This is a genomic window from Amycolatopsis sp. NPDC051071 (assembly GCF_040682875.1).
In the GTDB taxonomy this organism is placed as follows: Bacteria; Actinomycetota; Actinomycetes; order Mycobacteriales; family Pseudonocardiaceae; genus Amycolatopsis.
Genome location: NZ_JBFBBY010000023.1, coordinates 31992 through 46513, shown reverse-complemented (window position 1 = coordinate 46513; position 14522 = coordinate 31992). Strand labels below are relative to the sequence as shown.

Sequence of the window (14522 nt, the reverse complement as noted above, 5' to 3'; positions counted from 1 at the left end):
TCCGTGGCGCTGGGCGGGCCGGACCCGAAGACCTGGGTGTGGGAAGAGGCTCTCAACATCTTCACCGTCGACCCCACCTTTCCCGTGGTGCCACAGCGTGCGACCGTCGTCGGCGTGCCATGGCTGACGTGGCGCGTCTACACCCATCTTCGCGGTCCCAGCAACAAGGTGCCGTCGAATATGATCCACGCGGAAGGCATGACGTTCTTCACGTCCTGGTACGCCGTCGCCGACGCGAGCAAGGAAGTGGAGAGTGCGGCGGCGCCGTTCTTCGCCAACGGGGACAAGGTCGTCGACTCCCTGCGTGAGGATCTGAACGACGTCGCCAAGTACTCCACCTTCGAACTGGCGTCGACCACCTTGGGCGGGGTGGCGGCCTGGCTGACCGAGCAGGCCACCCCGCTGGAAACCTGGCGGGACAAGACCGGCCACCGCGGCGACGCCTTCCAGGGCACCGGCGCGGGGGCGTTCTGGAACGTACTGGACGAGCTCGCGCACAAATGCCATGACCTGGTCGCCCAGATGACCAAGGACCTCACGTCATGGAAGATGCTCGAGCTGGCGGGCGGCTTGCTGAAGCGGGCAGGGGAAATGCTCGACGAGGGACGCGCGAAATGGCGGGGTGGCGAAAGCTTCACGTATGACACCAGCCTGGGTTTCTCGGTCACCGCGACGGGATCGGAGCTGTCCACCCCGAGTGGCGTGGTGCGCGCGATCTGGCAGGCTCCCGAACTGGTCGCGGATTTCGCGAGTCATCCTCCCCCCAAGTACGACCGGGAGACGGACGGCTGGCCGAAAAGCACCTACCTCGGTGGAGTGCTGGACGAAGGAAACGTCGCCCCGCGCGAGAAGCTGGAACAAGCGGCGAAAAAGGTCTGGCAGGAACACCTGAAGGTCGCGGACGCCAACGGGTCGGCGGTGGCCTGGTTGCTCGACCTGACCTACCGGCAGTCCCTCCCGTACCTGCCGACGATCCGGACTCCGGTTCGTCTCGACCTTTCCGGCGGCGGCGCCGATGACCCCGGCGCCGGCCCTGGAGGCGACGGCTCCGGTCCCGGCGGAGGAGACGGCTCGACCGGGGACAACGGTCCGGGCACCACCTCCACGTCCTCGGGGCCGCCGCCACCACCGCCGCCGCCGTTCACCAGTATCGGTGGTGACGGCTGGAAAGGCGGGCAGTTCCCGCCGCCACCCGGGGGGCCGAACACGTTTTTGAAGGTGCCCACCGGCTCGTATGTCGGCCGGGACGGCGTCGTCATCGGTCCCGACGGGAAACCCGTGCTGGGGGCCGACGGCAGGCCGATCATCGTCCCGCCGGGCTCCAGGGTGAATGGGAACGGCGAGATCATCGGACCGAGGAACACCGGAAACCTCGAACAGAAAGACCGGCTGCGCAAGGCCTATCCGCCGCCGGGCACCACGGTTTCCGGCCATGCCGGGGAATCGGCCATGGAACGGTATCTCAAGTCGTTGCGGCGTACCCCGCCGCCACTTCCGCCATTGCGCCCGCCCGACACGCTGCCCATCACCATGTCGAAATTCGACCCGCAGTCGAACTTCCACAGTGGACCGGGTGCTCTCGGCGGGAGCCGGATCGGGGTGTCGTCGGATCTGACGTCGTCGGTCGCCCCGCCGTCGGGTGGGAAACCAGCGACGACGTCCACCGCCGGCCCGCCGCTCGGCGGCCCGAAAGGCGCGGCCGGCAGCGGGAACGGGGTGCCGTTCTATCCGCCATCGGCCGGCGGCGCCGGTGGTGCCGGTGGCGCCGGACAGGGGAAGGGCGAACGCGACCGGACGACCTGGCTCGCCGAGGACGAGGAAACCTGGGGCACCGATCCGACGGTCGCGCCGGGTGTGCTCGGCAGACGTAAGAGCCGGACTCGCGGGCCCGGCAGTACCCGGCTGAGCTCGAATATGCAACGCGACTACACCGCCGGACTCGGTGACGGGACTTCCGCCACCGGCAGCAGCGCGGGATGAGGAGCAGACGATGAACGATTTCCGGGCGGATCCCAGGGCCATGCAGATCCTTTCCGAGGCGTATCAGGACATCGGGGCCAAGATGCGGAAGATCAGCGCACTCGGCACGGACCGGCGGGATCTGGTCTTCGAAGCCGCCGGTGACGACGAAATGGGAACGGAGATCAAAGAGAATCTCGGTGACCCGGTGACGAAGATCGAGGGTGCCTTCGTCGCGATCGGCGAGGTCGTCGACAACCAGACCACTGTGACCAAGGGGATGGCGGCGAAGCTCACCATCGCGGAGAACGAAAACATCGTGAACGTCCACAACGGACTCAAGCGTTAGCGATCCAGGAAGCGGGAGAAGCATGCCCTCGGAGGCAGAACAGTCCACCGGCGTCGCGGTCGCCGAGGCGACGACGGCGCCTGCCGTCACCGAAGCGAAGGCGGACAAGGAAACCACGCCCTCTTCGGAGGCCGGGACCGTCGCGGCCGGTGCCGTACCACCGGTCGTGGACGCGGCCACCGGCGTCGCGTCCCCGCCGCCGTCCGGCCGGATGTCCAAACCGGTGATCGTGGCGGCGGCCGTCGCCGGTGTCGTCCTGGTCGCCCTCCCCTTGGCGCTCAGCGGACTGCTGACGGGCGACCAGTCCGGTGAGGAGCCCAACGCGGCGGGCTACGCGAAGGATCTCCCGCCGGACGGCGGTTTCGTGCCGGGGCTGGCCGCCCCGCCCACCGATCTCGGCGGTATGCCCGTCGGCCCGCCCGGTGCCCAGCTGCCGGGCCAGGCGCCCGGCGGCGTTCCGGCGGGCCAGCCGGGTGCGGCGGCCGATCCCGGAACCGCCGGTCTCCCCGGCGTCCCGCCCGCGCCCGCGGGAGGAGGCCCGGCTCCGGCGCCGCAGCACCAGGCCCCGCCACCCCAGCAGCAGCCGCAGGGTCCGCCCGCCCCGGCCGCCAAGACGGTCTCCTACGAAGGCATGGCGGGCAAGGGATGCGGTGGCGGTACCGGCTTCACCGGCGTCGGGGCCTACAGCGACGGCAAAGCGGGCTGGGTGAATCACGGTGGTGGCGGCTGCGGCGCGGCGTTCGTCTCCATCCCCATGTCCGGCGACGCGAACAAGGACGACCCCAGCGCGTACGGCCTGTGGACGTTCAACACCGGCCCGGTGACCACCGGCTCGTGCGCGGTCTCGGTGTTCGTCCCGAACGGCGACGCGACCGTGGCAGGCGGGAGCCCGTCGGTGTACCGCGTATTCGACCGGTTCGCGGTGGACAAGGGCACACCGGTCGGCTCGTTCCAGGTCGACCAGAACGCCAACCACGGCCGGTGGGTCAGCGTCGGCACGTTCCGGATCAACGGCGCGAAACTGGCCGTCCAGCTGCTCAACCGGGGCCGCGACTGGTCAGGTTCCAACAAGACCTACGCGCACCACGGCGCGGCGATGGTCAAGGCCAAATGCCAGGCCTGAGGGTTCTTTGGACCTCGTGTGCTGCGCCCAATGTGGCATTGGGGACGTTGAGCGTCCCCAATGCCACATTGGGAGCCCTCGAGCGGCCTCGCAAGCGGCTCGGGGACAGTGACGTGGAAGTGGCTCGGGTGCGGTCGCGGGCATGTCTTGAAGGCCCCCTTTGAGACGATCAACGTCTCAAAGGGGGCCTTGAGGACATCGCAATCCGGCGGGCAGGTGGGTCGTGAGTGGCGATTCGGGTTCTCTGGAGGGGCAAGGCAAAGGGGACGCCTTCGGGCGAGATGGTGCCCTGGGGTCAGTGCGGCACCGCACTCGCGTGCTTGAAGGGGGGTCTCGCGTGCTTGAAGGGGGGTCTTGCGTGCTTGAAGGGGGAACAACGAGTTACGGGTTCGGGAATCTGGGGGCCCGCGCGGGGTGAACCGTTCGGGTGCCGGACCGCGTTGTCTTCGGTGAACCGGTCAGGAGGTAGGCGTGCCCATCAAGGTCGATCGCGGCGACTTCGGCGATGTGCCGGAGTGGGCACGCACGCTTCTGGAGGTACTCGGCGTCTCCTGGCCCGCCGCGAATCAGCACAAGTTCCGGCGGGCGGGGCAGGAGTACGACACCGTCACGGATTTGCTGAACGAGCTTCCGAACGACATCGCCAGGGTCAAGCGGGCGATCGACGACAAGCTGTCGATGCCCGAGGCGGGTGACGCCTTCGACAAAAGTATGGCCCCGCTCACCAACGGTTCGCCGAACGTGCTGGAGGAACTGGCCGACGGGACGAAGGGGATCGCCGACGGCTGCCGCAAGGTCGCCTTGGACGTCGAGTACGCGAAGTATTCCGCGGTCGGGCAGCTTTTCCTGCTGGCGTACGAGATCGCGATGGAGTACGCCCTCGCCTCCGTCACCGCGGGCGCGTCGCTCGCGAACATCACCTGGCATTACGCCCTCACCCGCGGTTACCTGCTCGCCCTGTTCAAAATGCTCGTGCGGGCGATCGTGTTCGAGGTGTTCATCGGCGTCACGGGCGGGCTGCTCATCGACGTCGCCGTGCAACGGCTTCAGCACGAGCGGACCGAATGGGACAGCGATGCCACCAAGCAGACGGCGATCTCGGGTGCGATCGGTGGTGTGCTCGGCGGCGCCGTCGGCGAACTCGGGGAGAAGCTGGGCCGCAAGATCGGCAGCCTGCTTGGCAAGGACTTCGGCAAGATCGCCACCGACGACCTGCTCAAGCTGGTCAAGGATCTCAAGCTGCCGGGTGGCGAAGCACTCGCCGACAACTGGGTGCGCGACATGGGCCGCACGCTCACCGACCGGGCGGGCAAACAACTCTCCAACCCGGCGACCGCGTTCACCAAACGGGCTGTCGAGGGCTTCAGTGACGAGGTGGCCGACCGGTTCGGCACCGCCTTCGGCAAGACTCTCGGCGACGACGCGGCCCGCCAGCTCGGCAGGGACTACGCGCGCACGTTCGCGGACAACTGGGGCAAACACGGTCTGGACGGCAGCGGGGCGTTCAACGACAGCCTGCGGAACGTGCTCGCGCCACACAGCGACAAACTGGGCAAGGACGCCGTCGACCTGCTCACCGACAAGGTGCCGGACGTCCTGACTCGCAACGTATCCGACAAGCTTGGCGGAAATCTCGTCGCCAGGGCCGCCGAATTCAGCACGACGTTCCTCTTCGAGGGCGTTTCCGGGGTGATGAGCCAGGCCACGATGGCCGCTCTCAACGGCGAAACGGTGTCCGCGCACGAGTATGGAATGGGTTTCGTCGGCGGTGTGGTCGGTGGCGCCGTCAGTCACAAACTCGAGGGGATCGGGGAGCGGGCCCTCGACTCGGCGATCACCTCGATCAAGGAGAAGTTCGGCAGCGGCGGCGGTCTTCCGACGGATCTGTCGCTCGGCACCAAGAGCGGGTCGGAGGTGACGGGTGCGGGGCCGGTGACCACGCCGACCACCACGAGCAGCGGCACCCCCACGCCGAGTACGACCTCCACGTCCGACAGCAAGTCCACTTCGGAAACCAAGACGACCTCGGAAACCAAGCCGACGTCGGACACCAAGGGGACTTCGGACACCAAACCGACGTCGGATGCCAAGACCAAGCCCGCATCGGAGACGAAGACCGTAGCGGACGGCAAGTCCACGCCTGCGGCAAAGTCCACTTCGGACACCAAGACCGCGTCCGCCGCCGTCCGGACCTCGTCCGAAGGCGGGACGGTCGAAGAACAATCCGAGGTGCACGAAGAGCGACCGCAGACCCGGCCCTCGCCGTTGCGCACCACTTCGGAAGAGCAGGCGAGTACTTCGGCCGCGGCGAACGAGATCGTCGCCGCTGAAGAAACCGAAGCCGCCCAAGAGACCCCCGAAAGGGAAGAACCGGCGCCCGCGCTCGAACTGGATCTCGGCAAACCGTTCGCGGAAGACCTCTTCGACGACCTGGGGCTGGACATCACGCCCGCGCCGCAGCCGGAGCACGGTCCCGCCGTCGAAACGACCGAAACGGCCGAGAACACCGAAACGGCCGAGAACACCGAAACGGCCGAGAACACCGAAACGGCCGAGAACACCGAAACGGCCGAGAACACCGAGCAGACCGAGAACACCGTCAAGGACGAGCAGGAGCTCAAGCTCGCGGATCTGCCGCCGTTCCTCGCCGCCGGTCAGGCCCTCGGCTCGGCGCCGGTGCTCACCGTCGAGGGGACCGGCGAACTCCGCGACGAGCTGGCCCGGTTGCTGCCCGATGCCGACCCGGAGCGGCTCGACGCGATCGGTGCCGCCGTCCGCGACGATTTCGAATCGGCGCTCAGCGGCCTGTATTTCCCGCTCCGCACCGGCCAGGGCTGGCGGGAGGTCCGGATCCAGGCCACCCTCGGCGGCGACGTCGTGAGCGAGCCCCGGGAGAAGACCAAGGCGGATCTCACGGTTCAGGGCGGTGTCGCGAACGCGGAGAACCTCGCCGTCCTCCACGCCGGTGACGTCGGGACGGCCGTCACCGTGCAGGCGCCGGTCGCCGGTCCGTATGTCACCGTCGGCGGCAAGGCCGCGCTGGCGGCACCCGGTGCGACGCAGACCGTCGCGATGTCCACTTCGGACCAGCGGGCGATCCGCTCCGGCGAGGGATCCCGGCGGGTGGGCCTGAATGTCGAGTTCACCGTCAGCGTCCACGACCACACCGGTGACGCGGTCGCGCGGGGTGAGGCGGTGCCCGGACAGGTCACCGTGCGCGTGCCCGACGATTTGCTGCGGCTCACCGCGCCTGCCGGGCCTGCCGCGAAGGAGCTGACCGCCGACGTCGGGCGCAAGCTGCGGAATCCGGTGCCCGAGGCGGTCACCGATCTCGACGACGTGTTCACCGGGACCGCCGGATTGCTGCACCGGTCGGTCACCGCGTTCGGCGCACCCGGCCGGGACGCGTTGCGCGCGTTCCTCGGCAACGCCGGTGTCCGCGAGAACTTCGGCGCCATGCTGGAAGGCTGGGTCAGCTCACCGGCCCTGCTCAGCGCGGACGGCGGCAAGGTCGGGGCGGTGCGGATGAAGGCCGTGCTGACCAAGGCCGAACTCGTCGGCCCGACGAAAGAGACGCAGCTGCGGCTGCACGAGTCCGCGACCACCAGTTCCACCGTTTCGGCCTTCACCAAGCGCGGTTTCGACGCCTCCCTCGCGTTCGGCGGCGGAGGCGGCGTCAAGGGGGTGCGTGTCGCGGCCGGAGTCGGCCTCGGCTACTCCGCGCGGACGGTGGACACCGCCGCGTCCGGCCGGACGTCGACGGCGAAATCGGGTGTCCAGCTCAAGGGTGACGTCGGCCTTTACCGGTTCGAGGCCACGATTCTGGTGCAGGCGTTGGACGGCCGGGAAACCACCGCGAGGGCGACGGTGTTCGCGAGGGTGGGGATGGCCGAAGCCGCGGCGCAGGGACTGCCGGTCCCGGACGGCACCGGCGACGGCCTGACACCGCCGTCGACGAAGAAGTTCCCGCCCGCGCATCTGGCGGCGGGCCTCGCGGCGGGCAATGTGCGGGTCGGGGAGTTCGACGGCGCCGAGGCCGTGCTGACGGAGATCCGGGGCAAGTTCCAGGAGAACGACCGGTACGCGGATCTGCTGCCCGGCTGGGACCGGAAGAAAGGTGCCCCGGCGAAAGGCGCGGCGCGGACGCTGGAGATGCTCGCCAACGAGCACCGGCTGCAGACGGCGCTTTCGCCGCTGGCACTGCGCAACCGCATGGACGCGTTGCTGGGTGCCGGGGTGTCGGTGACCCTCAAACGCCAGGGCGCCTTCCGGCAGGACCACGTCACCATCACGGTCCGGCTGGAGTCGAAACGCGTCGAGCATGTCGGGCGCGCGACAGCACGGGTGGTCCGCAACGCCACGACCACCGGTCCGGCGCTGGGCACGTCGTCGGCGACGACCAAGGGCTGGACGGCCGGGCCCGAGGGCAAGGTGACCTTCGGGGCGACGGTGACGGCCTCGGCGAAGTACGGCAGCGGCAGCGGTACCCGGACGGGCGCGGGCCCGGTCGCCGAGTCGACGTACCTCACCATCGGCAGCCCCGATTCGGAAGGTTTCGCGCACGAGGGCCGGTTCGTCGTCTCCATCACCGGTTTCTCCCGTTCACAGGCGATGGTCCGGCAGACGCTGCCCGGATTGCCGGGGACGCAGGTGCCCGCCGTCCGGCAGATCTGGTCGACGCCCGAGGAATCGGGTGACGGCCCCTTCCTGCTCCCGGCGAATTTCACGGTCTGGATGTCGGACAGCCTGACGCTGCCCGCCGATCCGGCGAAGTTCGCGCCAGGCGCGCCCCGGGTGCGCGAGCTCGATCCGCCGCGGTCGATCACCGGTCACTTCGAGGCACTCGCGCCACCCACCGTCGGCGAATGGGTTGGCGTGGAGAGCATCGCCCACACCGGGAACGTCGCTTCGGCGGCGATGGACGCGCTGGTGGAGGCCTCGGACGGTGACCGCGCGCTCGCACTGCCCGGCAGTGACGCGTGGACCAGCGTCCAGGCGATGCTGAGCACCGACAACCTCAAGGCGGCACTGCGTTCGTTCACCCACGGTGTGGTGAGCACCGATCTCGTCCACAGCCGTCGCCTCGCCGACCGGGTCGGCCGGGTCGGTGTCGTCGCCCGGCTGGCCAACCCCACCTTCGTCCAGACGGTCGACGACGCGGCCGCGGAACGGTCCACTTCGGGTGGTTACCGGTTCGACGGCGGCAAGAGCAAGAGCAAGGGGCCCGCGGTCACCGTTGGCGTGTCGGCGACCGGTTCGGTGACCGGCGATCCCACCGGTTCCGCCACCGGTGGCCTGTCCGGCAAGCCATGGGCGAAGACGACCACCAAGGCCGACGGTCTCGACATCTCCGCCACCATCGACCGCAACGTCACCACGGCGGCGGGCACGCAGCGGGTGCTGGCACGGTTCGACATCGCCTTCACCGTGCTCGCCGAAGCACGGCAGCAAACCGCTTTGCTGCGTCCGGACGCGAGGGGTGCGGCCCGCTTCGTCGACCTTCCCGGCGCGGCTTTGGTGTGGCTCACCGAAGACCAGGCCCGCGAATACGGCCTCCTGCCTGCCAAACCGGCGGGTCCGCGTGAGCGGGACGAGCGGCTCGCGGCACCCGTGACGCTGCCGCGGGGGAAGCCGGGTGCGCTGGGCCTCGGCGCTGTCGAGCGGCTGCCCGACCTGTCCGACCTCGTCCCGAAACTGTCCGCGAAGCTGGCCACCGCCAAGGTGCCGTTGCTGCCCGGCGTGTCCTTGAACGACGCGATGAACAACTGGGCGAGGCTCACCGACCTCGTCTCGCCGGACGGCGTGCAGGGGCTGGTGGACAGCGCGCTCGACGGCGGCATCCCACTGCACACCCATCTGCCGAAACTGTTCACCGACAGCGGATACCAGGTGCTGCTGACCGCGAAGACGCTGGGAGATCCGGCCTTCCGGAAGGTGGTCAACGACGGCCGGACCGTCGAGCACAGCACCGTCCGCGCGGTACGGAAGATCCGGGCCGAGGGCACGGCCACGTCGTGGTCGGCCGCGCTGCGGGCGGGTGGGCAGGAGAAGCACCAGAACGGTGACACGACGACGTCGGTCGGGGGCGCGGCCACCAAGGGCATCGGCGCCATCAAGACGACCACCACCACCGAGGTCCTCACCGAACAGGAAACGCAGCTGCGGACCGGAACCGGACCGGCCGCGTTGTTCGACGTCCCGGTCGAGTTCACCCTCGAAGTCCGCCGCGACGGCGAGACCGTCGCGTCCGCCGCCACCGGCGAGCGGACACTCGGAATCCGGCTGCTGGCCGACAACCTGAACGCCGGCGACGAAAAACGGCCGGACACCGGCGAGGATGCCGAGCCGGTCGGGTTGGCACCGGAGGACGCCACGCCCGCCGCGCTGGAGCAGTGGCGACGGGGCACGGTCACCACCCTGCCGGAAATGGCGTCGGTCGAATCCGTGCGTGCCGCCGAGCGGCTGCGGACGGTCGTGCGGGACGCGCTGACCAAGGCCGGGGCGGACAGCGGGATCACCGGCTACGGCACGGGTTCGATCAACGCGCTCTGGTCGAGCCTGAGTCCCCAGCTGCTGCAGGCGTTCCTGCCGGCCATGACGACCGGAAGCCTGCCCGTGCCGACCTTGCGTGAGGCGGCGGTCCTGCGGGGCAAGAAGGCGGACGTCGAGGTGCACGCCCGGCTCGCCGCACCGAGGACGGTCGCGCTGAGCGACGGCGTCAACCTGGAGAATCCGACGAACTCGACGGTGGCCCGTTCGGCGGAGCGAAAGATCGTCGAGGTCGGGGAAACCGGCGTCACCGGGCCGACGGTCACGCCGGTCAACGAACCGGGCACTATCGGCGGTCTGCTCACCGGCGTCGACGCGCGCTGGACCAGTGAGCCCGCCGACGCCACTGTCGACGGTACGACGGTGTCCGCCGTCGCGAACCTCAAACCGGTCGGGCGGACCGCGCTGGTGCGGTTCGACGTGGACTACCGGATCGTGGTCAAGGTCGACGGCCGCACGGAGGTCGTGGACGTTTCGCTGCCCGCGTCGGCGGACGTGCGGATGCCGATCGACAAGCTGGCGGACGTCACCGGCCAGAAGGTGCCACGCGTTCTCAAGGCACGACAGGGAAGAGTCGCCCGGACCGCGAAGGCGTGGCGTGACGCCGAGGTCGGGGCTGAGGGCCACCGCCGCAAGGCCGAGCAGCTGGTCGAGAAGCTCGGTGTCGCCCTCGACTGGAGCGCCACGGTCGACGCGGCACGGGTACGCCGTCCCGGCACGCTGGAGGAGCGGCACCACAAGTTCGCCCGCGAGACCGAGAAAGCGTTGCGGGAAGCGGAAACCGTCGCCGGCGCCGCGAAACTCGAATTCGACCGGGTGGCCGCGGCCGCCGACGCCGCCGAGGTGCGGCTGGCCGAGCTGGCGAGCAGGCAGGACGATCTCGACAACCTCACCCGCGGTGCCCGCGAAGCGACGCGAACCTTCCGGAACCTTTCCTCAGAACTGGCCCGCGAGCGGACGCCGGCCGCCGTGCAGCGGCTGACCAGGGAACGAGCGGACGCGAAGCTTCGCCGCGACCTGTTCCGTGAGGTGCTGGACGAACGGCGGGAGGAGCTGGCCGTCGCCGGCGGCGAGGCCGAGGAGGCACGGGAACAGCGTGTCGCCGCGACCGATCAGCTGATCCGCACCCAGGCCGCGCTACAGGCCGCGTGGCTGGATTTCGTGGACACCAAACAAGATTCCTGGTGGCTGGCGAAAGGCGCGCTCGACGCCGAATTCACCAGGCTCACGGAGCAGCCGGGTTCCCCCGCCGACGAGAAGTGGCGGCACAGCCGGGCCACCGACGCACCGTGGTTCTCGGTGGCGAAACCACTCGACCCGGCGGAATGGGAATCACTGCGGGCGACCACGCCGAGGCGCGCGGTCGCCACCGAGACCGCCGACGTGCTCACCACACTGCTGACGGGTAAGGACAAACGGTACGACGGCGTGATCCGGTACGGCGTCAGCCGGTTCGAGGTCGACGGGCGCGGGGTCACCGAGTTCACCGTGCCGATCAATCTCGTACCCGGTCACGGCGTCACCGGCGAACAGCTCGCCCGGCTGCGGGAGCGTGCCGCGGCCGGTATCGAGAAGCTGATCAACAAACGCCACGGCCTTCCGAACGGCGACCAGCTGCACGTCCGCGTCGAGTTCACCGGCGACCGGCTGACCGACCGGGACGGCAACCCCCGGTACCGCGCGTACGACGTCGTCGCCGGTGACGGCGAACGCACCAGCCAGACCAGCTGGCGAACGGACGCCACCCCGGAGGAACTCGCCCACGAGCTGCTCCACTACCTCGGCGCGGCCGACGAGGAGCACGACAAGGACCGGGTGTTCCTCAGCCGCGAGGACGACGGCACGACCGGTGTCGTCACCGGTGACGATGCCATCATGGGCAAGGGTGTGGTCGAACCCGGCGTGACGCCGAAGCTGCTGCCCCGCCACACCTGGATGATCCAGCAGGTCCTGCAGAGCCAGCTGGGACCGGGATACCGCCTTGCCGACCCCGGCCAGGACGCGCTGCCGGGTACCCCGCCCGCCGCGGCCGCCGGTCCGGCGGAGGCGCAGCCGGGGCTCACCGCCGCGCAGCGGACCACCCTGGCCCGCCTTGGCAAGTCGGTGGAGCCGGTCGAGGGGCCGCCGGTGGCCGGGAACCTGGTGGCCGCGCTCGCCGCCGCTGTCGCCCCCGGATCGCCGTCACGGCAGGCGGAACTGCGGAAGCTGGGTGCGACGCTGCGGGACACGACGGCGGCGAAGATCGCCGAAGCCTTCGGTGTCCGGCTGCATGTGGTGACCGAGAACGGGGACGACCTCGGGTACGGCGCCGCCGGGCGGCGGCCGGTCCGGATCGTCCGGACGGCGGACGGGGAGTTCTTGGCGACCCGCGACCTCGACACGAGGACGCCGTCCAGGCCCGCTCCCGTTATTGAAAGCGCGGTCACCCAAGCCATGGTGGGCGCCGGTGGCAGAACCGTCGGAACCGCGTTCCCCACCAAGAATAACGACGGCCTGATCGCCACCGCGTGGGCGACGACGAGTGCCAGGCGGCCGGTCGTCGAATACAATGTCCTGCTTCCTAAAACGGAAGAGCAGTTGGCGTCGGCTCAGCCGACGGCGGCTCCGTCGGTGCGACGGCCCGCCCCTTGGGTTTCCCCGGACGCCGCCAAACAGCCGATCTTCCTGTTCCTCCACGCCGGTCCGAACATGTTCCGGATCAAGGTGGCCGGACGTCTTTTCCCGAAGCGAATCACCGGTGCCGAATTCGCCGCATTGGTCCTCGAACACGAGGGGTTCCGGCAGGCACTCGAATCGCGCCCGGAAGCACCGATCGTGTTGCTGGCCTGCGAATCCGGCAAACTCAACGAGCCGGGTGGCGGCGGCTACGACTTCCGCCGGGAGTTGAAGGCACGCGGTCAAAGCCGGAAAGTCTACGCACCGACCCAAACCATCAACCTCGTCCAGGCGCTCGCGGCGATCAACGTGGACAACGAAGGCGAATTCGTCGAGATCGCCGACCACCCCGAGGAGGTGGCCGAAGCGGTCACGGAGACGGTCGACACGGTGGTCACCTTCGCCAAGGGTTCGCGTGTCCTTGACGACGATTCCCTTGCCACTGTCGGACGTTTCGCCGCGTGGGTACCGGCGTCAGGGGATTCTTCGCAGCCGTCGCCGTGGATCCAGGTCACGGGCTACGGCAACGCGACGATCGGCCGGACGGAAACCGCGCTCGCCAGGGCGAACGCGGTGGCGGCGGCACTGCGGCCACTGCTGCCCGCTCCGCCGGACGGCAAGGCGCCCTTGGCGATCAGGCCGTCGGCCGCGCACCGGAACAGCCTTCCGCCGCTGGCCTCGGCCGATCCGGCGGAGCGTCGGCGCTCGGTGACACTGGCGCTCGTCCGGACCGACGGCGACCTCCGATCGGAACTCGGTCTCCTGCCGGAGGAGACGGTGACGTCCTGGTTGTCCCGCACGGCGACCAGGCTCGGCGAGGATCCGGGACTCTGGGCCTCGTCGCCGCTGGTCGCGTATCTCGACCAGTACCTGCCGCTGGGCACGGCGAACATCAAGACGATCGCGATGCGGTTGTCGGTCGATCCCGGTGGCCCCGCGCCGCGGCTTTCCGCGCTCGTCGGGGCTCGTGGACACACCTGGATCGAGTTCACGCTGCCGAGTGGCGTCAAGGAAACGATCGGGTTCCACCGGCCTGACGGCGCAAGCCCGGCGGTGCGCCTCGGCGATACCGGGCATACCGCGACCGCGAGCTACGAGGTGTGGGTCTCGGCCGAAGACGCGTTGCGTGCCTTGGATCATTCGCTGCGGCACCTGCGGACCCCGCATCAGGCGTTGTCGTTCAACTCCCTGCATTTCGCGAGCGGGTTGTTCGAACGCGTGACCGGTACGCCCGCCCCGTCGGCCGGCTGGCTGACGACCGGACCCGAAGACCTCGGCCGACGGCTGCGGGAGATGGTCGGCGGTGTCGAAGAGCAGGCCGACGCCGACCTGCTCGACCCGAACGCGAACACGTTCTTCCGTCCCGGCTCGGATGTCGTCGATCTGGTCGCCGTCAGCGGACTGTCGGGGTTCGTCCGTTCACTGGCGGAGGAACTGCGGACGCGGCCACCCGCCGGACGGCGGATCGAGATCGTCGTGAAGCGCGGGCAGGACGGCGACCTGGCGGTCCGGCGGGGGGCGAACCTGGAAGCCGCACTGCGCACCGCCCTGGACTCCGCCGCGGGCGACCACGGCCTTACACTCGACCACCTGCCGATCCGGGTCACCTATCAGCAGGACGACATGAAGGCCGAGTCGGCGACGATCGGTTTCGTGCGGACGGCACCCGCCGACGGCGTCCCGCCGGGGCAGTCGGTCCAGAACTGGCTCAACGAGCAGGTCGCGGACACCCAGGTCGCCCAGCAACGGATGGTCACGCAGTACCTGATGCGGTCCGGTCTCCCGGACGCCCTCGACCGGATGCGGGTTTTGAACGCGGACCGGCCGGTGTTCCGGTTCCAGGTGAAGACCCGGCACCGGGACGTGGCCGCCCAGTCCACCGGCCAT

General features: G+C 69.5%; 4 protein-coding genes (1 of these 4 only partly in view). All 4 read left to right on the top strand.

Annotation, left to right across the window (positions count from 1 at the left end; translation table 11 throughout):
• The first annotated feature begins 3 nt into the window (after positions 1-3).
• Complete coding sequence (locus tag AB0M65_RS11020) at positions 4-1980, top strand: hypothetical protein (protein WP_364024881.1); 1977 nt, start codon at positions 4-6, stop codon at positions 1978-1980.
• 10 nt (positions 1981-1990) lie between these two features.
• Positions 1991-2308 (top strand): hypothetical protein, encoded by a 318-nt coding sequence (locus AB0M65_RS11015; RefSeq protein ID WP_364024878.1) that lies wholly within the window; start codon positions 1991-1993, stop codon positions 2306-2308.
• 22 nt (positions 2309-2330) lie between these two features.
• On the top strand, positions 2331-3431 hold the full coding sequence (locus AB0M65_RS11010) for a hypothetical protein (protein ID WP_364024875.1): 1101 nt from the start codon (positions 2331-2333) through the stop codon (positions 3429-3431).
• Positions 3432-3902: 471 nt separating this feature from the next.
• A protein-coding gene (locus AB0M65_RS11005; RefSeq protein ID WP_364024872.1) for a hypothetical protein crosses the window boundary here: on the top strand, positions 3903-14522 show its 5' end (the start). It continues 21705 nt past the right edge of the window; only the first 10620 of its 32325 coding nucleotides appear in the window; its start codon is at positions 3903-3905; its stop codon lies beyond the right edge, outside the window.

Bases quoted from the DNA above. Each gene is read 5' to 3' on its own strand.
- AB0M65_RS11010 (WP_364024875.1), top strand. From the start codon at position 2,331: ATGCCCTCGGAGGCAGAACAGTCCACCGGCGTCGCGGTCGCCGAGGCG.
- AB0M65_RS11015 (WP_364024878.1), top strand. From the start codon at position 1,991: ATGAACGATTTCCGGGCGGATCCCAGGGCCATGCAGATCCTTTCCGAG.